General features: G+C 55.2%; 25 protein-coding genes. 14 read left to right on the top strand and 11 right to left on the bottom strand.

Annotation, left to right across the window (positions count from 1 at the left end):
* The first annotated feature begins 32 nt into the window (after positions 1-32).
* Both ACIQYF_RS02290 and ACIQYF_RS02285 read left to right on the top strand, forming a co-directional pair.
* Positions 33-1,283, top strand: a complete 1,251-nt coding sequence (locus tag ACIQYF_RS02290) for an ABC transporter permease (protein ID WP_402856282.1) — start codon at positions 33-35, stop codon at positions 1,281-1,283.
* Positions 1,284-1,293: 10 nt separating this feature from the next.
* A complete protein-coding gene (locus ACIQYF_RS02285) occupies positions 1,294-2,118 on the top strand; it encodes an ABC transporter permease (protein ID WP_322237265.1) in 825 nt (274 codons plus the stop codon).
* A 3-nt stretch (positions 2,119-2,121) separates the two neighbouring features.
* Here ACIQYF_RS02285 and ACIQYF_RS02280 read toward each other — a convergent pair whose 3' ends face one another.
* A complete protein-coding gene (locus ACIQYF_RS02280; RefSeq protein ID WP_402856277.1) occupies positions 2,122-2,580 on the bottom strand; it encodes an REP-associated tyrosine transposase in 459 nt (152 codons plus the stop codon).
* A 213-nt stretch (positions 2,581-2,793) separates the two neighbouring features.
* Between ACIQYF_RS02280 and rpe the strand changes: the two genes are divergently transcribed.
* The 7 genes from rpe (at position 2,794) to ACIQYF_RS02245 (ending at position 9,155) form a co-directional block, all read left to right on the top strand.
* On the top strand, positions 2,794-3,468 hold the full coding sequence (gene rpe, locus ACIQYF_RS02275; RefSeq protein ID WP_402856274.1) for a ribulose-phosphate 3-epimerase: 675 nt from the start codon (positions 2,794-2,796) through the stop codon (positions 3,466-3,468).
* Positions 3,465-4,283, top strand: coding sequence for a phosphoglycolate phosphatase (locus ACIQYF_RS02270; protein WP_402856271.1), 819 nt, complete (start codon positions 3,465-3,467; stop codon positions 4,281-4,283). The genes rpe and ACIQYF_RS02270 overlap by 4 nt, the downstream gene beginning before the upstream one ends.
* A gap of 70 nt (positions 4,284-4,353) precedes the next feature.
* On the top strand, positions 4,354-5,841 hold the full coding sequence (gene trpE / locus ACIQYF_RS02265) for an anthranilate synthase component I (RefSeq protein WP_402856268.1): 1,488 nt from the start codon (positions 4,354-4,356) through the stop codon (positions 5,839-5,841).
* 11 nt (positions 5,842-5,852) lie between these two features.
* Positions 5,853-6,446, top strand: coding sequence for an aminodeoxychorismate/anthranilate synthase component II (locus tag ACIQYF_RS02260; RefSeq protein WP_402856265.1), 594 nt, complete (start codon positions 5,853-5,855; stop codon positions 6,444-6,446).
* Between the two features lie 9 nt (positions 6,447-6,455).
* The gene (gene trpD, locus ACIQYF_RS02255; RefSeq protein WP_402856262.1) at positions 6,456-7,505 is read left to right on the top strand and encodes an anthranilate phosphoribosyltransferase; all 1,050 of its coding nucleotides are present in this window, start codon (positions 6,456-6,458) and stop codon (positions 7,503-7,505) included.
* Positions 7,502-8,338, top strand: coding sequence for an indole-3-glycerol phosphate synthase TrpC (gene trpC, locus ACIQYF_RS02250; protein WP_402856259.1), 837 nt, complete (start codon positions 7,502-7,504; stop codon positions 8,336-8,338). Before trpD ends, trpC begins: the two co-directional genes overlap by 4 nt.
* Before the next feature lie 115 nt (positions 8,339-8,453).
* Positions 8,454-9,155, top strand: coding sequence for a biotin/lipoate A/B protein ligase family protein (locus ACIQYF_RS02245; protein ID WP_402856255.1), 702 nt, complete (start codon positions 8,454-8,456; stop codon positions 9,153-9,155).
* Here ACIQYF_RS02245 and crp read toward each other — a convergent pair.
* Complete coding sequence (gene crp, locus ACIQYF_RS02240) at positions 9,152-9,796, bottom strand: cAMP-activated global transcriptional regulator CRP (protein WP_402856252.1); 645 nt, start codon at positions 9,794-9,796, stop codon at positions 9,152-9,154. The two genes, ACIQYF_RS02245 and crp, sit on opposite strands and share 4 nt — an antisense overlap.
* A gap of 221 nt (positions 9,797-10,017) precedes the next feature.
* Between crp and ACIQYF_RS02235 the strand changes: the two genes are divergently transcribed.
* A complete protein-coding gene (locus ACIQYF_RS02235) occupies positions 10,018-10,440 on the top strand; it encodes an OsmC family protein (protein ID WP_003444470.1) in 423 nt (140 codons plus the stop codon).
* A gap of 42 nt (positions 10,441-10,482) precedes the next feature.
* Here the strand turns inward: ACIQYF_RS02235 and ACIQYF_RS02230 are convergent, their stop codons facing one another.
* The gene (locus tag ACIQYF_RS02230; RefSeq protein ID WP_402856248.1) at positions 10,483-10,689 is read right to left on the bottom strand and encodes a hypothetical protein; all 207 of its coding nucleotides are present in this window, start codon (positions 10,687-10,689) and stop codon (positions 10,483-10,485) included.
* On the opposite strand from ACIQYF_RS02230, the gene speD reads away from it, so the two are divergent.
* Positions 10,679-11,470 carry an adenosylmethionine decarboxylase gene (gene speD / locus ACIQYF_RS02225; protein WP_402856245.1) on the top strand — a complete coding sequence of 264 codons (792 nt, stop codon included), beginning with the start codon at positions 10,679-10,681 and terminating at the stop codon, positions 11,468-11,470. The genes ACIQYF_RS02230 and speD overlap by 11 nt on opposite strands.
* Positions 11,471-11,549: 79 nt before the next feature.
* On the opposite strand, the gene coq7 is transcribed toward speD, so the two are convergent.
* The 6 genes from coq7 to hemJ form a co-directional block, all read right to left on the bottom strand.
* Positions 11,550-12,197 carry a 2-polyprenyl-3-methyl-6-methoxy-1,4-benzoquinone monooxygenase gene (coq7, locus tag ACIQYF_RS02220; RefSeq protein WP_402856242.1) on the bottom strand — a complete coding sequence of 216 codons (648 nt, stop codon included), beginning with the start codon at positions 12,195-12,197 and terminating at the stop codon, positions 11,550-11,552.
* Positions 12,198-12,316: 119 nt separating this feature from the next.
* Positions 12,317-12,655 (bottom strand): histidine triad nucleotide-binding protein, encoded by a 339-nt coding sequence (locus tag ACIQYF_RS02215; protein ID WP_019409877.1) that lies wholly within the window; start codon positions 12,653-12,655, stop codon positions 12,317-12,319.
* A gap of 66 nt (positions 12,656-12,721) precedes the next feature.
* Entirely contained in the window at positions 12,722-13,510 is a 789-nt protein-coding gene (locus ACIQYF_RS02210; protein WP_402856239.1) for an SDR family NAD(P)-dependent oxidoreductase, read from the bottom strand.
* A 76-nt stretch (positions 13,511-13,586) separates the two neighbouring features.
* Positions 13,587-14,105, bottom strand: a complete 519-nt coding sequence (locus ACIQYF_RS02205; protein ID WP_402856236.1) for a DUF805 domain-containing protein — start codon at positions 14,103-14,105, stop codon at positions 13,587-13,589.
* A 59-nt stretch (positions 14,106-14,164) separates the two neighbouring features.
* Entirely contained in the window at positions 14,165-15,124 is a 960-nt protein-coding gene (locus ACIQYF_RS02200) for an NAD(P)H-dependent flavin oxidoreductase (RefSeq protein ID WP_402856233.1), read from the bottom strand.
* 26 nt (positions 15,125-15,150) lie between these two features.
* Positions 15,151-15,576: a protoporphyrinogen oxidase HemJ gene (gene hemJ / locus ACIQYF_RS02195; protein ID WP_402856230.1), complete on the bottom strand. Its 426-nt coding sequence runs from the start codon at positions 15,574-15,576 to the stop codon at positions 15,151-15,153.
* A 133-nt stretch (positions 15,577-15,709) separates the two neighbouring features.
* On the opposite strand from hemJ, the gene argC reads away from it, so the two are divergent.
* Together argC and erpA are read left to right on the top strand one after the other, a co-directional pair.
* A complete protein-coding gene (argC, locus tag ACIQYF_RS02190; protein ID WP_402856227.1) occupies positions 15,710-16,744 on the top strand; it encodes an N-acetyl-gamma-glutamyl-phosphate reductase in 1,035 nt (344 codons plus the stop codon).
* A 166-nt stretch (positions 16,745-16,910) separates the two neighbouring features.
* Positions 16,911-17,261 carry an iron-sulfur cluster insertion protein ErpA gene (gene erpA, locus ACIQYF_RS02185; RefSeq protein WP_016782396.1) on the top strand — a complete coding sequence of 117 codons (351 nt, stop codon included), beginning with the start codon at positions 16,911-16,913 and terminating at the stop codon, positions 17,259-17,261.
* A 62-nt stretch (positions 17,262-17,323) separates the two neighbouring features.
* Here erpA and ACIQYF_RS02180 read toward each other — a convergent pair whose 3' ends face one another.
* Together ACIQYF_RS02180 and ACIQYF_RS02175 are read right to left on the bottom strand one after the other, a co-directional pair.
* Positions 17,324-18,415: an anhydro-N-acetylmuramic acid kinase gene (locus tag ACIQYF_RS02180; RefSeq protein ID WP_402856223.1), complete on the bottom strand. Its 1,092-nt coding sequence runs from the start codon at positions 18,413-18,415 to the stop codon at positions 17,324-17,326.
* A 3-nt stretch (positions 18,416-18,418) separates the two neighbouring features.
* Positions 18,419-19,819 (bottom strand): peptidoglycan DD-metalloendopeptidase family protein, encoded by a 1,401-nt coding sequence (locus tag ACIQYF_RS02175; RefSeq protein WP_402856220.1) that lies wholly within the window; start codon positions 19,817-19,819, stop codon positions 18,419-18,421.
* 211 nt (positions 19,820-20,030) lie between these two features.
* Between ACIQYF_RS02175 and tyrS the strand changes: the two genes are divergently transcribed.
* Positions 20,031-21,230, top strand: a complete 1,200-nt coding sequence (tyrS, locus tag ACIQYF_RS02170) for a tyrosine--tRNA ligase (RefSeq protein WP_402856217.1) — start codon at positions 20,031-20,033, stop codon at positions 21,228-21,230.
* Positions 21,231-21,577 lie beyond the last annotated feature (347 nt).

Genomic DNA, 21,577 nt, shown 5'->3' with positions numbered 1-21,577 from the left:
CCGCCATCGTTTAAAGATTTTCGGAGTTCGCCATGGCCATCGCCGTTCCCCTGAACGAGGTCTCCAGCCCAACAACGTTGAAGAAGCGTCTTGCGCATGCCGATCGGGTTAACCGCTGGAAGGCGCAGGCCTTGATTGCGCCGTTGGTTATTTTTTTGTTGCTGGTGTTCCTGGTTCCGATCGCGGCCCTGCTCTACAAAAGTGTCGGCAACCCGGAGGTGGTGGATGGCTTGCCACGCACGGTGGTTGCAGTGGCGGGCTGGGACGGTAAAGGGTTGCCTGCCGAGCCGGTGTATCAGGCACTCAGTGAAGACTTGGCCGAGGCTCGCAAGAATCAAGTGTTGGGCGATTTGTCCAAGCGCCTGAACATGGAGTTGGCCGGCTATCGCAGTCTGCTGATGAAAACTGCCAAGGGCCTGCCGTTCAAGGCGATGCCTGAATCTTACAAAGACGCGATGGAAGCGCTCGACGAACGTTGGGGCGACCCTGCGTATTGGCAGGCGATCAAACGCAACGTTTCAAGCGTGACCCCGTTTTACCTGCTGGCGGCAGTCGATCACCGCATCGACGACTTGGGTGAAATCGCCCCCGCTACACCCGATCAATCGATTTACCTGGATATTTTTGCGCGTACGTTCTGGATGGGCTTTGTCATCACCTGCATCTGCCTGGTGCTGGCGTACCCGTTGGCGTACTTGCTGGCTAACTTGCCTGCGCGTCAGAGCAACCTGCTGATGATTTTGGTGCTGCTGCCGTTCTGGACCTCAGTGCTGGTGCGGGTGGCAGCCTGGATTGTGTTGCTGCAATCGGGCGGCCTGATCAATAGCGGGCTGATGAGCCTGGGCATTATCGATAAACCGCTGGAACTGGTGTTCAACCGCACTGGCGTCTACATCGCGATGGTGCACATTCTGTTGCCGTTCATGATCCTGCCGATCTACAGCGTGATGAAGGGCATTTCTCCGACTTACATGCGTGCAGCGATCTCACTGGGCTGTCATCCATTTGCCAGCTTCTGGCGGGTGTACTTCCCACAGACATATGCAGGCGTAGGGGCGGGTTGTTTGCTGGTGTTCATCATCGCCATTGGTTACTACATCACCCCGGCTTTGTTGGGCAGCCCGAACGACCAAATGGTCAGCTACTTCGTGGCGTTCTACACCAACACCAGTATCAACTGGGGCATGGCGACAGCGTTGGGCGGCCTGCTGTTGCTGGCAACCGTGGTGCTTTATCTGATCTACAACTGGCTGGTAGGCGCGACCCGCCTGCGCTTGAGCTAAGGAGCCTGCCATGCTGAGTCCTTATATGTCGCCCGTTGAACGGGTGTGGTTTTACAGTTTGCGCATTCTTTGTGGGCTGATCCTGTTGTTTCTGATTTTGCCGGTGTTGGTGATCATTCCGTTGTCGTTCAACTCGGGCAGTTTTCTGGTGTACCCGCTACAAGGCTTTTCGCTGCACTGGTACCAGGACTTTTTTGCGTCGGCGGAATGGATGCGGGCCCTGAGAAACAGCGTGATCGTGGCGCCTGCGGCAACGGTACTGGCGATGGTGTTTGGCACGTTGGCAGCGATTGGCCTGACCCGGGGGCATTTTCCCGGCAAAGCGCTGGTCATGGCCTTGGTGATTTCGCCGATGGTCGTGCCTGTGGTCATCATCGGCGTGGCCAGCTACCTGTTCTTCGCCCCGTTGGGGTTGGGTAATAGCTTTATCTCATTGATCGTGGTGCATGCGGTGCTGGGTGTGCCGTTTGTGATCATCACCGTGTCGGCTACCTTGCAGGGGTTCAACCATAATCTGGTACGTGCTGCGGCAAGCTTGGGAGCCTCGCCGCTTACAGCGTTCCGCCGCGTGACCTTGCCGCTGATTGCCCCAGGCGTGATCTCGGGGGCGCTGTTTGCCTTTGCGACCTCGTTTGATGAAGTGGTTGTGACCCTGTTTTTGGCCGGGCCAGAACAAGCGACCTTGCCACGGCAAATGTTCAGCGGTATCCGCGAGAACCTCAGCCCGACCATTGCGGCGGCAGCGACATTGCTGATTGCCTTTTCGGTGGTGTTGCTACTGACGCTGGAGTGGTTGCGCGGGCGCAGCGAGAAAATGCGTACGGCTCAGGCGTAGGGCTTACATCCAGCAGGCATCCCAGAGGGGGTAGTCTCCGATTCGTGTGGTCAAACCTGCACGGATCGGATTTCGTACGATGTATCGGGCGGTGGCTTTCAGGTCTTCCTCTTGGCGTAACACTCTATCGTGATAGCCCTTTTGCCATAGTCGGCCGCTTGAGTGGTTGGCTTGATTAACGGTTACGCTGCTGCGTGACTTGATGCGACACATCAACTCTCCCAATGTTTTGCTATTCAGTTCAACCAGCCAATGAAAGTGATCGGGCATGACGACCCATGCCTTGGACGTCACGATGCCGTCGTCGTGAGCCTGTTTAAATTGATCAACTAATAATCGGCCGAGTTGAAAGTCTTCAAAGACAGGTCGTCGTTGATCGGTGACTGTGGTGAGCAGGTAAAGCCGTCCGGTTTCGCAGTAGCGGCCTTTTAAAAGCTGATGGTTGCTGTAGCAACGTGGCATTCCATTGCCCTCGTTTAATTGAATGACCTTATTAAACCTAGATGCCTGATGCGTAAGAGACCGCCGTCTTTGTTCGCAAGATATTGCTGAAAGGTCCTTCGGTCCTTATCGCAGGCCGCAGGTACGGGATGAGCTGCTACGGGTCAATGGTGCAGGCTTGGTTTGGCGGTATACAATGCGCGCCACCGTGTTTTGCTCATTAAAAGGTGCGTTATGCAGCCCTTCGCTATTGCCCCATCGATTCTATCTGCCGATTTCGCCCGTCTTGGCGAGGAAGTCGACAATGTGCTCGCCGCTGGCGCTGATATCGTGCACTTCGATGTCATGGACAATCACTACGTGCCAAACCTGACCATTGGTCCGATGGTGTGCGCCGCGTTGCGCAAGTACGGCATTACTGCGCCCATCGATGCGCATCTGATGGTCAGCCCGGTCGACCGGATTATTGGCGACTTTATCGAAGCTGGCGCGACCTACATCACCTTCCATCCCGAAGCCACCCAGCACATCGACCGCTCGCTGCAGTTGATCCGCGAAGGCGGTTGCAAGGCAGGTCTGGTGTTCAACCCGGCCACGCCGCTGGACGTGCTCAAGTACGTGATGGACAAGGTCGACATGATCTTGCTGATGAGCGTTAACCCTGGCTTCGGCGGGCAGAAATTCATCCCTGGCACGTTGAATAAACTGCGAGAAGCCCGCGCCTTGATCGATGCCTCTGGCCGCGATATTCGCCTGGAAATCGATGGCGGCGTCAACGTCGGCAATATCCGTGAAATCGCGCAAGCCGGTGCTGACACGTTCGTCGCAGGTTCGGCGATTTTCAACGCGCCGAACTACGAAGAAGTCATTCAGAAAATGCGTGCCGAGCTTGCGTTGGCTCGTCCATGAGTGGTGTTGAGCAGTTGCTTGGGGGGCAACTGCCTAAGCTGGTGATGTTCGATCTGGACGGGACCTTGATCGATTCTGGTCCGGATCTGGCCGCCGCCGTGGACACCATGCTGCTCAAACTGGGTCGACCGCCCGCCGGCATTGAAAACGTAAAGATGTGGATCGGTAATGGCGCACCTATGTTGGTGCGCCGTGCACTGGCCGGCAATATGCAGGCCTCTGGTGTCGATGACGCGGAGGCTGAAGAGGCGCTGGCGATTTTCATGGAGGCCTATGAGGGCAGCCATGAACACACCACGATCTACCCAGGCGTGCGCGAAAGCCTTAAGTGGCTGCAAAAGCAGGGTGTTGAAATGGCCCTGATCACTAACAAGCCCGAGCGGTTTGTTGCGCCATTGCTCGATGAGCTGAAGATGGGGCGGTTTTTTCGCTGGATTGTGGGTGGTGACACCATGGCGCAGAAAAAACCGGACCCTGCGGCACTTTTTTTCGTGATGAAAATGGCCGGTGTGACGCCGGAGCAAGCATTATTTGTCGGCGATTCACGCAATGACGTGCTGGCGGCAAAAGCCGCTGGCGTGCGGTGTGTGGCCATGAGCTATGGCTACAACCATGGGCGGCCGATTGCTGAAGAAGCCCCGGATGTGGTGATCGACAATCTGCATGAGCTGATAGCCGGTTGCTTAGAGTCTGCGCCTGAGATAACGTTGGGCGCTTCCGTTCACCCCTCTCGAAGAGATTCCATCGTGGTGGTCACTCGCAAACTCTGGATGAAAGTTATCAAGGCCCTGGCCCGTTGGCGTTGGCGCGCCTGACTTGAATCTGGCCGGATGTCCGGCACGTTTGCACACCTGACCGTTTTACCCTCATGCCACGAGGCACCTCATGATCCGCGAAGAATTCCTGCGTTTGGCCGCTGCTGGCTACAACCGTATCCCGCTTGCACGTGAAACCCTTGCTGACTTCGACACGCCGTTGTCGATCTACCTGAAACTGGCTGATCAGCCCAACTCCTATTTGCTGGAGTCGGTGCAGGGCGGCGAGAAGTGGGGGCGTTATTCGATCATTGGCTTGCCATGCCGCACGGTGTTGCGTGTGCATGAACAGCAGATTCGCGTGATCCATGACGGCGTCGAAATCGAATCTCACGAAGCGCAAGATCCGCTGGCCTTCGTTGAGGAATTCAAGGCCCGTTACAACGTACCGACCATCGCTGGCTTACCGCGCTTCAATGGCGGGCTGGTGGGCTATTTTGGTTATGACTGCGTGCGCTACGTGGAGAAGCGTTTGGGCAAGTGCCCAAACCCGGATCCGTTGGGCGTACCCGATATTTTGCTGATGGTGTCGGATGCCGTCGTGGTGTTCGATAACCTGGCGGGCAAGATGCACGCCATTGTGCTGGTCGATCCGGCGCAGGCTGATGCGTATGACGAAGGTCAGGCGCGTCTTGAGGCGTTGCTTGAGCAGTTGCGTCAGCCGATTGCCCCCCGCCGTGGTCTGGACTTCACCCGGCAGCAAGCCGCTGATCCGGTGTTTCGCTCCAGCTTTACCCAGGATGACTACGAAAAAGCAGTCGACACCATCAAGGACTACATCCTGGCGGGCGACTGCATGCAGGTGGTGCCTTCGCAGCGCATGTCGATCGATTTCAAGGCTGCGCCGATTGACCTGTACCGCGCGCTGCGCTGCTTCAACCCGACGCCTTATATGTACTTCTTCAACTTTGGCGACTTCCATGTTGTGGGCAGTTCGCCGGAAGTGCTGGTCCGGGTTGAGGACAACCTGATTACCGTGCGCCCGATTGCCGGTACGCGTCCCCGCGGCACAACCGAAGAGGCTGATCTGGCGCTGGAAAAAGACCTGCTCAGTGACGACAAGGAAATCGCCGAGCACTTGATGCTGATCGATCTGGGGCGCAACGACACGGGCCGTGTATCGGAAATCGGTTCGGTCAAGCTCACGGAGAAGATGGTGATCGAGCGTTACTCCAACGTGATGCACATTGTGTCTAACGTCACCGGCCAGCTCAAAAGCGGGCTGACGGCCATGGACGCGCTGCGGGCGATTTTGCCAGCGGGCACCTTGTCGGGCGCACCAAAAATCCGCGCGATGGAAATCATCGACGAACTGGAGCCGGTTAAACGGGGTGTGTATGGCGGCGCAGTCGGGTACTTCGCCTGGAACGGCAACATGGACACGGCCATCGCGATTCGCACCGCGGTGATCAAGGACGGTGAGCTGCACGTGCAAGCGGGTGGTGGCATTGTTGCCGACTCGGTACCGGCCCTGGAGTGGGAAGAGACGCTGAATAAACGCCGCGCGATGTTTCGTGCCGTAGCGCTCGCCGAACAAACCCCCGCGTCCGACGCCTGAGGAGCTTTGCCATGTTGCTGATGATCGACAATTACGACTCTTTTACTTACAACGTTGTGCAGTACCTCGGCGAGTTGGGTGCCGAGGTCAAAGTGGTGCGTAACGATGAATTGACCGTGGCCCAGATCGAGGCGCTCAACCCTGAGCGCATCGTAGTGTCGCCCGGCCCATGCACGCCGAACGAGGCGGGCATCTCCCTTGAAGCGATCAAGCATTTTGCGGGCAAGTTGCCGATTCTGGGGGTATGCCTGGGGCATCAATCCATCGGTCAGGCCTTTGGCGGCGATGTGGTTCGCGCCCGACAAGTCATGCACGGTAAAACCAGCCCGGTGTATCACCTGGATACAGGTGTTTTTCAGGGGCTGAACAACCCTTTGACCGTCACCCGTTACCACTCGCTGGTGGTCAAGCGTGAAACCTTGCCTGAGTGCCTGGAGCTTACGGCCTGGACGCAACATGCTGACGGCTCGGTCGATGAAATCATGGGGCTGCGCCACAAAACGCTGAACATCGAAGGGGTGCAATTTCACCCTGAGTCGATTTTGACCGAGCAGGGCCATGAGCTGTTCGCCAACTTTCTAAAACAAACTGGCGGCACGCGCTAAGGACTTCGTATGGATATCAAAACTGCCCTGAGCCGTATCGTCGGTCATCTCGACTTGAGCACCGAGGAAATGCGCGATGTGATGCGCGACATCATGACCGGTCAATGCACCGAAGCGCAGATTGGCGCGTTCATGATGGGCATGCGCATGAAGAGCGAGAGCATCGACGAGATTGTCGGCGCTGTAACAGTGATGCGTGAGTTGGCTGACAAGGTTGAACTCAATACCCTTGATGGCGTGGTCGACATCGTGGGGACTGGCGGTGATGGCGCGAATATTTTCAACGTGTCTACCGCTTCTGCGCTGGTGATTGCAGCAGCCGGCTGCACCGTGGCCAAACACGGTAATCGTGCAGTCTCGGGCAAGAGTGGCAGCGCTGATTTGCTCGAAGCCGCCGGTGTGTACCTGAACCTGACGCCGGTTCAAGTGGCGCGTTGCATCGACAGCGTTGGCATTGGCTTTATGTTCGCCCAGTCTCACCATGGCGCCATGAAGCACGCGGCCATCCCGCGTCGCGATCTGGGGCTGCGTACTCTGTTCAATATGTTGGGCCCGCTTACGAATCCGGCTGGCGTATTGCATCAAGTGGTCGGCGTGTTCAATCAGGCACTTTGCCTACCTCTGGCGCAGGTGTTGCAACGCCTGGGCAGCAAGCACGTGCTGGTGGTGCATTCGCAAGACGGTCTGGACGAGTTCAGTCTGGCAGCACCGACCTTTGTGGCGGAGCTGAAAAATGGTGCCATCACTCAATACTGGGTTCAACCAGAAGACTTGGGTATAAAGAGCCAGAGTCTGTTTGGTCTGGTGGTCGATAGCCCGGAACAATCCCTGGAGCTGATTCGCGATGCCTTGGGGCGTCGTAAAACGGAGTCAGGACAGAAGGCTGCTGAAATGATCGTGCTCAATGCCGGCGCTGCGCTGTATGCCGCCGACCTTGCCTACACTCTCAAAGAGGGTGTGGCTTTGGCTCACGATGCGTTGCACACAGGGCTGGCTCGGGAAAAACTCGAAGAACTGGGCGCCTTTACCGCGATTTTCAAGCAGGAGAATGAAGCATGACGGTGCCTACCGTTCTAGAAAAAATTCTGGCGCGCAAAGTTCAGGAAGTGGCCGAGCGCAGCGCCCGCGTCAGCCTGGCTGAGCTTGAGGGGCTGGCGGCGCAGGCGGACCCGGTACGTGGTTTTGCCAAGGCATTGCTGGCGCAGGCCAAGCTGAAACACCCTGCCGTGATTGCCGAGATCAAAAAGGCTTCGCCGAGCAAGGGCGTGATTCGTGATGACTTTGTGCCAGCCGATATTGCCAGAAGCTATGAAGCGGGCGGCGCAACCTGTTTGTCTGTATTGACCGACGTTGATTTTTTCCAGGGTGCCGACGAGTACCTGCGTCAAGCGCGTGCCGCGTGCAAACTGCCGGTGATTCGCAAGGACTTCATGATTGATCCTTATCAGATCGTTGAAGCGCGAGCGCTGGGCGCGGACTGTGTATTGCTGATTGTCAGTGCACTGGATGACGTACAAATGGCCGAATTGGCTGGCGTTGCCAAAAGCGTCAATCTGGATGTGCTGGTTGAAGTGCATGATGGCGATGAGCTTGAACGTGCACTCAAGACACTTGATACCCCGTTGGTGGGGATTAACAACCGCAATCTGCACACGTTCGAAGTCAGCCTGGAAACCACGCTGGATCTGTTGCCGCGTGTTCCGCGTGATCGATTGGTCATCACGGAGAGTGGCATTCTCAACCGTGCGGATGTCGAGTTGATGGAAATCAGCGAGGTGTATTCATTCCTGGTGGGTGAAGCGTTCATGCGTGCTGAAAACCCAGGCACGGAGTTGCAACGTTTGTTCTTCCCGGAGCGCGGTGTACCTGTGAAGGGTTCCTCGCTGGATTGATCCTCGATTAACTGTATGTGGGAGCTGGCTGGCCTGCGATGGCATCGACCACTGAGTCGTTAATATCGCGAGCAGGTCCGCTCCCACAGTTGTTTTGTGTCGGAGCAGGGACTTTATGGCGCTCATCCAGCAACTTACCGTCGAAGCAGGTCTTAAAGCCGAGCAGGATTTATTGGCTTCGGTGTGCGCTGGGGAGCAGCAAGCGAGCGTGTTGTTCTGGCAGCCCACGGACAGTGCGTTGGTCATGCCACGGCGCTTGAGCCGGTTAGTCGGGTTTGAGCAAGCCAGTGTTGAATTGGCTGCCAGCGGTTGGCCTATCCTTTTGCGTGAAACAGGCGGAGAGCCTGTTCCTCAGTCGCCCTCTACCGTCAATATTGCGCTGGTTTATGCTCCGCTGCGCAGCGAAGGTGATCACGGGCGTATCGAAACGGCTTATCGCCGCCTGTGTGAGCCGATCTGTGACTTACTGACTGCGTTAGGGGGCATGGCGTCGTTAGGCGAAGTTGACGGCGCATTTTGTGACGGGCGTTTCAACGTCAACCTCAATTCACGAAAACTGGTCGGCACGGCTCAGCGCTGGCGTCAAAGTCAAGGTGGGCAGCGGCCGGTGGGTTTGGTTCACGGCGCATTACTGGTTGAAAATGAGCGTGAGTCGATGGTCGCTGCGGTCAATCGCTTCAACCAGCGCTGTGAGCTGGAACAACGCTGCCGTGCTGAAAGCCATATCGCGTTGCATGAAGTATTTACTGCGCCCGATTTTTTTGAGCGCCTGAGCGCCAGTTATCAACAGATCCTGGCACCCTTGCTAAGACCCTAGCGCGTACCGAACACCACCATGGTCTTGCCTTTGACGCTGACCAGGTTTTGTTCTTCAAGGCCTTTGAGCACGCGGCCTACCATCTCTCGCGAGCAACCGACAATTCGACCGATTTCCTGACGGGTGATTTTGATCTGCATACCGTCTGGATGGGTCATTGCATCGGGCTGTTTGCACAGCTCAAGCAGGCACCGTGCAACTCGCCCAGTGACATCAAAGAACGCCAGATCACCGACCTTACGTGTTGTGTTGCGAAGTCGTTGAGCAATTTGGCCGCTAAGCGCGTAAAGAATTTCGGGTTCTTGTTGCGCGTACTCTCTGAATTTTATGTAGCTGATTTCTGCAACTTCACATTCGGTCTTGGCCCGTACCCAGGCACTGCGTGGTTGCTCTTGCCCTGCCTGTTCAAACAGACCCAACTCACCAATAAAATCTCCTGGATTGAGATAGGCAATGATCATCTCGCGACCATCGTCGTCTTCAATCAGAATCGTGACAGACCCTTTGAGGATGAAGAACAGTGTGTGTGAGTGTTCGCCCGCGCAGATGATGTTGCTCTTGGTTTGATAGCGTCTGCGTTGGCATTGAGTCAAAAATTTGTCGAGATTTTTGATCTTGGGTATGGGGGTAATAGCAACCATGGTTGTATCCCGAAAGCGAGCACAGTAAGGGTCAGATCTATTTTTATATAGAGCGCTGGCTGGCTGGCGCCAGTGATTTGGCGCCAGCTTAACAGACAGATTCTGTGTGGTTTGCAGAATTTTCCCTTCGCCTTGCCCAACAAAGGCTTCGGCGCGGTGAGTCATCAGTTTCAGGCCCTGTGCTAAGCTGGCGCCCCTTTTAAAACAGTGGAGTCTGGGCGATGAAGGCACGCATTCAATGGGCGGGTGAGGCCATGTTTTTGGGCGAGTCAGGTAGCGGCCACGTCGTTGTAATGGACGGCCCGCCTGAAAGTGGCGGTCGCAATCTGGGCGTGCGGCCCATGGAGATGCTTCTGCTGGGGCTCGGTGGTTGCAGCAACTTTGATGTTGTCAGCATTCTGAAGAAGTCACGCCAGGCAGTTGAAAGCTGTGAGGCGTTCCTGGAAGCCGAGCGCGCGACCGAAGACCCAAAGGTTTTTACTAAAATTCACCTGCACTTTGTGGTGAAAGGCCGCGGTTTGAAAGAAGCGCAGGTCAAGCGTGCCATCGAGTTGTCGGCCGAGAAGTATTGCTCGGCGTCGATCATGCTGGGCGCAGCGGGTGTTGCTATCAGCCATGACTACGAAATCATTGAACTGGGCTGAGTGGACATTCAATTTTCATAAATGCAATGCAGACTCTGGTGATCAGTCGCTGACGTCTGCATAATGCGCCACTTTTTTCAGGGTAGTGGCAGGGAATATCCCGGCCAAAAATCCGAACAGATAACCAAAATCGCCATCGCGAAGAGGTGTTAACCGTCCTACGCAGGTGCGTCCACGCACTTGACGGGCATGCTGGATCACGCGGCCGAGCCGCATCGACATAGAGAGTTTTATAACGGTGAAAAGCAAACTCAAGCTCCACGGGTTCAATAACCTGACCAAGACCTTGAGCTTCAACATCTATGACATCTGCTACGCGGAAACCCCGCAAGACCAGCAGGCATACGTTGAGTACATCAATCAAGAGTACGACGCAGAACGCCTGACGCAGATCCTCACAGATGTGGTTGATATCATTGGTGCCAACATCCTGAACATCGCCCGTCAGGATTACGATCCCCAAGGCGCCAGCGTGACTATTCTGATTTCCGAGCAGCCGGTGATTCCTACTGAAAGCCAGATTGAAGAGTCCCCAGGCCCGCTGCCCGAGACCATTTTGGCTCATCTCGACAAAAGTCATATCACGGTACATACCTATCCGGAGATTCATCCTGTGGACGGTATTGCGACTTTCCGTGTGGATATTGACGTGTCGACGTGCGGCGTTATTTCACCGCTTAAAGCTCTCAACTATCTGATCCATCAGTTTGATTCGGATATCGTGACGGTTGACTATCGTGTGCGTGGTTTTACCCGTGACGTAGAAGGCAAAAAGCACTTTATCGATCACGAGATCAATTCGATCCAGAACTACCTCTCCGAAGACACTCGCGACGGTTATCAGATGACCGACGTGAACGTGTATCAAGAAAACCTGTTCCACACCAAGATGTTGCTCAAGAACTTCGAACTGGATAACTACCTGTTTGGCGACGCCACGAGCAATCTGTCGGTTGAACAGCGCGAGCAGGTGACCGAGCGTGTGAAGCACGAAATGCTCGAAATCTTCTACGCCCGCAACATGGGGTAAGGTTTCAGCCAATAAAAAGGCGGCTCCCGCAAGGTTGCCGCCTTTTTATTGCCCTCAGGCAGGCACTATTAGTGTGGCGTCAGAGGCGATAAGTGCTTTTGGTCATGACTTTTGCCATCAGGCTCATGCCAAATTTCACCGGGGCAGGAAAGCGGTAGCCGCCAGCATTGAGTGCTGACTCTGCGTGCTGCTCTTCATCGAGGCGCATTTGCTCAAGAATGGCCCGGGACTTTTCATCTTCGGCAGGCAGTTGCTCAAGGTGTTCGTTGAGGTGCTTGCAGACTTGGTCTTCCGTGGCGGCGACAAAGCCAAGGCTGACTTTGTCGCTGATCAAACCAGCCACGGCGCCAATACCAAACGACATGCCATAAAACAGTGGGTTCAGTACGCTGGTATGGCTGCCAAGCTGGTGAATACGCTGTTCGCACCAGGCCAGATGGTCGATTTCTTCTTCTGCGGCATGTTCCATCGCTTCGCGTACTTGCGGCAGCTTGGCGGTCAGGGCCTGGCCTTGGTACAGCGCCTGGGCACAGACTTCACCTGTATGGTTGATACGCATCAGGCCGGCAACGTGGCGGGCGGTTTTCTCGTCCAGGGGCTTATCGGTTTTAACGATGGCCGGAGACGGGCGATGTGGCTGGCCGCTGAAGGGCAGCAAGGTGCGCATTGCGGTATCGGCTTGTAACAGTAGACGGTCAATCGGCGAGTAGTGACGTTGGGTAGTCATGCTTACCTCCGGAAAAAATCACGGTGGCCAGTTTACCCCATTCGGGTGGGCAGGGTTTGCGTTGGATCATCCGCAGGCGTAGGGGGCGGTGCAGCCCCCCACGATGGTTTTGCAGTCGATCAGCCCGGAGGCCAGTTCATCTGGCGCTGACCCAGCACATGCATATGAATGTGGTAAACCGTTTGGCCACCCTTTTCATTGCAGTTCATCACCACGCGGAAACCCTCTTCGCAGCCCAACTCTTTGGCTAGGCGCTGCGCCGTGAACAGAATGTGCCCAGCCAGCGGCTTGTCTTCTTCGGTCAGGTCATTGAGGGTGCGGATCGGTTTTTTCGGAATGACCAAAAAATGGATCGGCGCTTGCGGGGCAATGTCATGAAAAGCGAGCACGAGATCATCTTCGTAGATGATCTTGGCCGGTATTTCACGGTTGATGATCTTGGTGAACAGAGTATCCAAAGCGTTGTCTCCGTGAGTGAAGTCCGGTCTGAGTGTACTCAGGCTCACGGATTACGCCCAGTCTCGTTAACGAGGGCAGTAGGATTTGTTCACCGAGGCTGCGATTTTTCGTGTCATCCAGCGAGAGAGCACGCGCGGCATGCGGGTTAGCCAGCGGTTACGCCAGCCGGGCATGATGATGGCTTTGTTTTTTTCGAGCGCTCGCACGGTGTAAAGAGCGACTTCTTCGGGGCTCAGGGCGCTTTTGTTGCGCTTGACGGCATCAGGGTTCATTTTTGCGGCATCGAAAAAACCGGTTCGGGTGACACCGGGGCAGAGCACCGAGACCTTGATACCGGTTTTTTTCACTTCTTCGCGCAGGCCTTCGGAAAAGTGCAGCACGTAGGCTTTGCTTGCGAAGTAGGTGCTGAGCCACGGGCCGGGCTGGTAGGCCGCGATCGATGAGACGTTGAGGATCTGTCCGCCGCCTTGCACGGCCATCATGTTGCCGATGGCATGGCACATCCGCGTCAGCGCCAGAATGTTGAGCTCGATCAGGTCTTGTTCGGCGCTCCAGTCATGGGCGAGGAACGGGCCGCAAGTGCCGATCCCTGCGCAATTGACCAGTAAGTCTATTTGCCGCTCGCCTTCTTCCAGCTCCAACAAAAAGCCTGACAGGCGCAGGGGTTCGCCCAGGTCGCAGGCACGGAACAAGACTTCGACACCGAAACGCTGGGTCAGCTCAAGCGCAATGCTTTCCAGTGCGTCCCGCTGGCGGGCCACAAGGATCAGGCTGCGCCCACGACGGGCAAGGGCTTCTGCCAAAGCCTGGCCAATACCACTGGAAGCGCCAGTGATCAAAGCGTAACGGGTCATGCTGTTCTCCATCGCAACGGTACAGTCCGGTGACAATGATGTCCCTGGCGCTAACGCGTTTATTTAGGTGCGCAGTCTACAGGGTGTTGCCGTTGACTGCGTTGATCAACGCAGCCATAAGGCCCAAAGCGAAGAGGGCGATCATTACGCAGATGCTCAGACCGATCAAAAAGATGATGATCCAGGCCATAACGGTCACTGATTGACTGTTGGGCGGTGGCGGTGGCCCGTACTTATTCGGGCCGGGTGTGCCGGGCATCAACAGCATCAGGAGGGTCAGCACAAGGTTGGCCACAGGTACCAAATGCAGCAACAGCATCCAGGCGGACCAATTGAGGTCGTGCAGACGCTGGGCACTGATTCTTAAAATGATCAGTAAATAAGCAATGCTCAGGGTCGCGCCACAGGTAATGCCGAGCGTGGGTGAAACCTTGACTGCCAGCAGGACGAGTACTGAAACCAACATCGCGATAAGGGTGAGCACTGTGTTCCAGACCAGTAATCGCAAGCGTCCAACACGGCCAGTGAATCCTAGGGGGGCCAGAGGGGCGAAATGTGCTTCTTGAGGGGCGTGTTCCAGGCTCGGCTCTGGCATTGTGGCTTCCTTGTCCGGATGTCTATAAAAAGCCCGCCGGATGGGCGGGCTTCGCGGTATTAGTGGTGCGGCCATTGCAGCGCCAGTTGTGAGGTGAGGTTCAGCGCTTTGCGGTATTCCTCATCCAGGCGAGTAATTAATTGGTCGATTGTGGGCTGATCATTGATTTCCCCTACACCTTGGCCGGCAGACCAGACTGTTTTCCAGGCCTTTGCTTCGTCGGCGAGGGGTTTCAGTTTTATCTCACCTTGTGTTTTAAGCGCTGTGAGATCAAAACCGGCATTCTCGAGACTTTGGCGCATAAAACTGGCTGGCACTCCTGATACGGCTGGTGTGTGAATGATATCGGCAGCATGAGAGGCCAGCAGCATCTCTTTATAGGCGTCAGGCGCATGGCTTTCTTGGGTGCTGATAAAGCGTGTCCCCAAGTAGGCAAGGTCAGCACCGATCACCTGGGCCGCCAGGATTTCGTTTCCATGGTTTAAACAGCCCGCCAGCAAGATGGTTTTGTCGAAGAACTGGCGAATCTCTGCTACCAGCGCAAAAGGACTCCAGGTGCCCGCATGGCCTCCGGCACCTGCTGCGACGGCAATCAGTCCATCTACACCCGCTTCTGCGGCTTTTTCAGCATGGCGGCGCGTGGTGACGTCGTGGAATACAAGTCCGCCATAGCCATGGACGGCGTCAACGATTTCTTTAACGGCGCCAAGGCTGGTGATCACGATGGGGACTTTGTGCTCGATGCAGATCGCCAGGTCAGCCTGTAGCCGTGGGTTGCTGTTGTGCACAATCAGGTTCACGGCATACGGGGCGGGGTTATCCAATGTGGCCAGGCCCGCTTCGATTTCTTCAAGCCAGGCCTTGAAACCGTTGCTGTCGCGTTGGTTGAGCGCAGGAAAACTACCGACAACGCCATTGCGGCAGCACGCCAGTACCAGCTGAGGGTTGGAAATCAAAAACATGGGCGCGGCGACTACCGGCAGGCGCAAGCGTTTATCAAGCAGAGCGGGCAGTGACATTGGATAACCTCAGGCATAAGTTGAATTTAGATCGGTTTGACCACCACCAGAATGACGATGGCCAGTAAGAACAAAACAGGCACTTCGTTGAACCAGCGATAGAACACGTGGCTGCGTTTGTTCTCGCCACGGGCGAAGCGTTTCACCTGCGCGCCGCACATGTGGTGGTAACCGATGAGCAGAAATACCAGCGTCAGTTTGGCGTGCATCCACCCTTGGCTGAGGAAGCCTGGAGCAAGGTAGAGCAGCCAGACGCCAAAAATGAGTGTGGCGATCATTGCGGGGCCCATGATGCCCCGATATAGCTTGCGCTCCATGAGGCTGAATCGTTCTTTACTGACGGAATCTTCGCTTTGTGCGTGATAAACAAAGAGACGAGGCAGGTAAAACAGGCCAGCAAACCAACAGACGATGCTGATGATGTGTAAGGCTTTGATCCATAGATAAAGCATTTTTAGTTATTCCCAGGTACACGGTAGATCAAATAGTAGTTGTAGAGCGTTCTTGAGTCACCTTGATGGTTGTCGCAGGGGCGCGCTGTCCCTATTATCGAGGGCTTTCCAGTGGGTTCGTTGAGGGCAGGTTATGGTCAAGGTCGGTATTGTCGGCGGCACGGGTTACACCGGTGTCGAATTACTGCGTTTGCTGGCACAGCATCCGCAAGCTGAAGTGGTTGTTATCACTTCTCGATCCGAAGCGGGCCTGCCTGTTGCTGATATGTATCCCAACCTGCGAGGTCATTATGACGGCCTGGCGTTCAGCGTTCCGGATACTCAAACACTGGCTGCGTGCGATGTCGTGTTTTTTGCTACGCCTCACGGTGTAGCCCACGCGCTGGCGGGTGAATTGCTGGCCGCTGGTACCAAGGTTATCGACCTGTCTGCTGACTTCCGTTTGCAGGACGCGGATGAGTGGGCCAAGTGGTACGGTCAGCCACACGGTGCACCTGAATTGTTGAAGGAAGCGGTTTATGGTTTGCCTGAAGTTAATCGCGAACAGATCAAAAACGCTCGTCTGATTGCTGTGCCGGGTTGCTACCCAACGGCAACTCAACTGGGCTTTTTGCCGTTGTTGGAAGCGGGTCTGGCCGACACCTCGTTGTTGATCGCGGACTGCAAGTCTGGCGTTAGCGGCGCTGGTCGCGGTGCAAGCGTCGGTTCGCTGTATGCCGAAACGTCAGAAAGCATGAAGGCTTATGCAGTAAAAGGGCATCGGCATTTGCCTGAAATCCGCCAGGGGTTGCGCCGTGCTGCGGGTAAGGATGTGGGTCTGACTTTCGTTCCCCATTTGACCCCGATGATTCGTGGTATTCACTCCACGCTGTACGCAACCGTGGTAGATCGTTCGGTCGATCTTCAGGCGTTATTTGAAAAGCGTTATGCCAATGAGCCTTTTGTGGATGTGATGCCAGCCGGCAGTCATCCGGAAACCCGTAGTGTGCGCGGCGCCAACGTGTGCCGTATCGCAGTGCATCGTCCTCAAGATGGCGATCTGGTGGTGGTGCTGTCGGTTATCGATAACTTGGTCAAAGGGGCTTCGGGGCAGGCGGTTCAGAATATGAATATTCTATTCGGCCTGGATGAGCGTTTTGGGCTGTCCCACGCGGGGATGCTGCCTTAAAGCAGTTGCAGGTCTTGAATGGCTAGCGGTAAGTAGCGAGTCGCTCACTTGCCGTTGGTAGCTGATTGCTTGCTGCAGCCTTCAAATAGTTGACCGCTTTTCTAGGAGAAGCGGATAATGCGCTTCATCACGCATTATGGCGGCATAGCGCCGGGAGATAGTCAGCATGAGCGTCGAATCCTTCACCCCCATGGCTTTGCAATTCACCGAAGGTGCTGCGCACAAGGTGAAGAGCCTGGTCGATGAAGAGGGTAATGATCGTTTGAAGTTGCGCGTATTTGTTACGGGCGGCGGTTGTTCCGGTTTTCAGTATGGCTTTACCTTTGATGAAGAAGTGGCCGATGACGACACCCTTGTTGAGCGCGAAGGCGTTAGCTTGGTGGTTGATCCGATGAGCTTCCAGTACCTGGCGGGTGCTGAGGTGGATTATCAGGAGGGTCTGGAAGGCTCGCGCTTTGTCATCAAGAACCCGAATGCGACCACGACGTGTGGTTGCGGATCATCGTTTTCGATTTAATCGCGCAGTACAGGTGACACACTCAACGCCGCGTCGATTCGCGGCGTTTTGCTGTCTGCTGCTTAAGCGGGGTAGATGGCACCCAGGACGCGCAGGCCACGTGCACCAGTCACGCTTGGGCGATTGGCAGGGATGTTTTCAAGGCAGCAATGTGCAAGCCACGCAAAGGCCATTGCTTCGACCCAGTCAGGATCAACGCCTTTGGCTTGGGTGCTGCTCACCTGTGTTTGTCCAAGCAGTTGAGCCAAACGAGTCATCAATTGGCCGTTATGGGCGCCGCCGCCGCATACAAGTAGTTCTCGGGTGCTGGGTTGAGCGGCTTGCAATGATCGCACGATAGTCTGTGCTGTCAGTTCCAGGAGAGTGGCTTGAACGTCTTCAGCAGCGAAGGCTGGAAGAGCGTCAAGATGATTCATCAGCCACTGAAGGTTGAATACCTCGCGCCCTGTACTTTTTGGACCCTTTGTTTGAAAGAAGGGATCGCTGAGCAATGTGTTGAGCAGGAGGGGTTCTACCTTGCCGCTTGCGGCCCACTGGCCATTTCGGTCATACAATTCGCTGCGTTGAGCCTGTATCCAGGCATCAAGTAGAACGTTTCCTGGGCCGCAGTCGAATCCCGCCACTGGGTGAGCCGGTGTTATCAAGCTCAAATTGCTGAAGCCCCCTACGTTCAATACAGCTCTATGCCCGGCCTCCCCGGTAAATAATGCTTCATGGAAGGCTGGAACCAGCGGCGCGCCCTGGCCTCCGGCTGCTACATCGCGGCGGCGGAAATCACTGATGACACAGATGTTGGTTAGCTCGGCGAGTAAGGCTGGATTGCCGATCTGCACAGTGAAGCCTTGTGCGGGCTCGTGCCGTATCGTCTGGCCATGGCTGCCAATGGCGCGGATGGCATTTGGAGCTAGGTTCTGCTGGGCGAGTAGGGTGTTGATGCCTTGTGCGGCGAGCTCCACCCAATGGTTTTCCGCGAGAGCGCAACGGGCCACTTCGTCTGGACCGCTGCTGCACAACCGCAGCAGTTCAGTACGCAGTGCTTGCGGCATGGGCGTGTAATGGGTGGCGAGCAGTGTAATGCTCGCCCCCAGTTCGATAAGCGCAATGTCCAGACCGTCAAGGCTGGTTCCGGACATCACACCTATATAGAGGGCCATGGCTTAGCGCTTGCTCGAGGCCAGAAGCGTGGCCTTTTCCTGATTCATGCGGGCCATTAATGGCTGGCTTTGCTGCAGGAAGCGTGTGCGTTCGGCTTTTGCGATGGGATCAGCCATTGGAAGCTTTTGGCCCAGTGGATCAACGTGCACGCCATTGACCTGGAACTCGTAGTGCAAGTGCGGCCCTGTGGACAGGCCGGTGGTGCCGATGTAGCCGATGACCTGTCCCTGTTTCACAGCCCCGCCGGTTTTGATGTCTTTGGCGAAGCCTTGCATGTGGCCATACAAGGTGCGGTAAGTATTTCCGTGCTGAATGATCACAGTGTTGCCGTAGCCTCCACGACGACCAGCAAGCAGCACTTTGCCATCGCCGGTGGCCTTGATTGGAGTGCCACGAGGTGCAGCGTAATCGACGCCTTTGTGGGCGCGAATCTTGTTCAGAATGGGGTGTTTGCGACCGGAGGAGAAGCGCGAGCTGATGCGGGCAAAATCAACCGGAGTACGGATGAAGGCTTTGCGCATGCTGTTGCCTTCAGCGGTGTAGTAATTGCTCGTGCCTTGCTTATTGGTGTAACGCACAGCGGTGTAGGTTTTGCCGCGGTTGGTGAAGCGGGCAGAGAGAATGTTGCCGGTACCGACAGTCTTGCCGTTGATTACTTTCTGCTCGTAGATGACTTCGAATTGGTCGCCAGGGTGAATGTCCTGAGCGAAGTCGATGTCGTAGCCAAAGACCTTGGCCATATCCATGGTCATGCTATGTGGCAGGCCTGCACGCTGACCGGAAGCAGACAATGAGCTGGTGATGACACCATGTACATAGGCTGCGCGCACAGTCGGCTGCGCTGTTACGCGTCGAAACGTGTATCCCTTGGCAGTTTTGCTAAGGGTAATGGTTTCAAGATCACTCACTTGGCTGTGCAAGTTGTTCAATTGGCCATCGGCGTTCATCTCAAACTCTAGCTTTTGGCCATGTTTGAGTTGGCTGAATTGTTTGGCTTGTTTGTCGCTGGCCAAAATGTCATGGACGGACGCGGCAGGCAGTCCGACTTTTTCGAATAAAGTAGAGAGCGTATCGCCTTTGGCGACTACGACTTCGCGATGATTAGGGGCTTTTGGCTCTTCGGTTTTAACCGTCGCGACAGGCGTTTCGTCTTGCTGTTCTATTTGGGCAAAAGGGGATGGATTGGCTTCATTTGCAGCTTGAACGAGCTCGGCGGTACCTGGGTCTTGTGTGAGTTGCTCTGCTGGGGATTCCGGCTCGAGGATTAGGGTCGTTCTTTTTGCTTCTACTTCGCTCGAAGGGAAAACCAGCAGAGCCAGGCTTAAAAGGGCGGCGATACCACTTGCTGCGAGCAGGTGGGTCTTCGGATAAAGCGGTGGCGCTTTAGGCGGTTGACTGGTCATAGATAATTTGACTTTGAATAAAGGATGAATTGGAAAAGATGACTGACACGGTAAAGATGAAATAACTGTATAAAATATAACCAAATCACCCTTGAAGCAAGTCTGCAAGTCTTTCCCGGACGGATAGTCGCCGTATGCCGGGGAGAACTTGTAATTAGTCGCTGATCTTGTATGGTTGGTTCCCTTTGAATTTGAGCCTTACGGGTCTGATATGAAGTCGGTTGAAGAGCAGCTAGCGCTAATCAAGCGTGGTGCCGAAGAGGTACTGGTCGAGTCTGAATTGGTCGAGAAACTCAAACGCGGTCAGCCGTTGCGTATTAAGGCGGGCTTCGATCCGACGGCACCTGACCTGCACTTGGGTCACACTGTGCTTATTAATAAGCTGCGCCAGTTCCAGGAGCTGGGCCATCAGGTGATCTTCCTTATTGGGGATTTCACCGGGATGATTGGTGATCCAAGTGGCAAAAGTGCTACGCGTCCTCCTTTGACGCGTGAGCAGGTCCTCGAGAATGCCGAGACTTATAAAACTCAAGTCTTCAAAATTCTTGATCCTGCAAAGACCGAGGTGGCGTTCAACTCCACCTGGATGGATCAAATGGGGCCGGCAGACTTTATTCGCCTGACGTCTCAGTACACGGTTGCTCGTATGCTTGAGCGCGATGACTTCGATAAGCGCTATACCACGAACCAGCCAATCGCCATTCATGAGTTTCTTTACCCGTTAGTGCAGGGGTATGACTCGGTTGCATTGAAAGCTGATGTTGAATTGGGTGGTACGGATCAGAAGTTCAATCTGTTGATGGGGCGTGAGCTGCAGCGCGGTTACGGTCAGGAAGCTCAGTGCATCGTTACGATGCCGCTGCTTGAAGGGTTGGACGGTGTTAAGAAGATGTCCAAGTCTTTGGGCAACTATGTCGGTATTCAAGAAGCGCCTGGCGTGATGTACAGCAAGCTGGTATCCATTCCTGATGCCTTGATGTGGCGTTATTTTGAGTTGCTGAGTTTTCGTTCGATGGACGAGATCAGTGCGTTCAAGGCTGAGGTTGAGGCGGGGGCTAACCCGCGCGATATCAAAATCAAACTGGCCGAAGAGATTGTTGCCCGGTTCCATGGTGAGGAGGCGGCTGCAAATGCTCACCGTGGTGCGGGGAATCGGATGAAGGATGGTGAGCTGCCAGATGATCTGCCGGAAGTCGAGCTGACTGCTGCAGAGGATATGCCGATTGCTGCTGTCCTTAATAAAGCAGGCCTCGTTAAGAACTCTGCAGTTGCTAGGGATTTGCTGGGCTCTGGTGGTGTGCGTATCGATGGTGAGGTGGTTGATCGCACCTATATATATGCATTAGGTTCGACTCATGTCTGCCAGGCTGGCAAGAAGGCTTTTGCGCGTATTACGCTAAAGCCGGAATAAACCTGAAATAAGTGCTGGACGGCGCATTTTATTAGCCTATAATGCGCTCACTTCCGGCGCAGTCGAAACGGAAAACTCCTTGTGTATCAATGAGTTGGATTGGTTTTCGACGGTGCGAGCTTCAAGTCATCGAAGCAGGAAATGAGGTGTTGACAGCAGCGTGTAACGCTGTAGAATTCGCCTCCCGCTAACGAGAGATCGAAAGCGCAAGTGGTTGAAGTTGTTAAAGATTTCCAAATGAAACTTTGAAAACTTCTTAAATAACCGCTTGACAGTAACAGAGGCTGCTGTAGAATGCGCGCCTCGGTTCAGCGAAAGCTAACCAACCGCTCTTTAACAACTGAATC

The sequence above is a fragment of the Pseudomonas sp. NPDC096917 genome, from assembly GCF_044762555.1.
In the GTDB taxonomy this organism is placed as follows: domain Bacteria; phylum Pseudomonadota; class Gammaproteobacteria; order Pseudomonadales; family Pseudomonadaceae; genus Aquipseudomonas.
The sequence above is the reverse complement of the archived record's forward strand: the minus strand, read 5'-3'. Positions and strand labels throughout refer to the sequence as shown.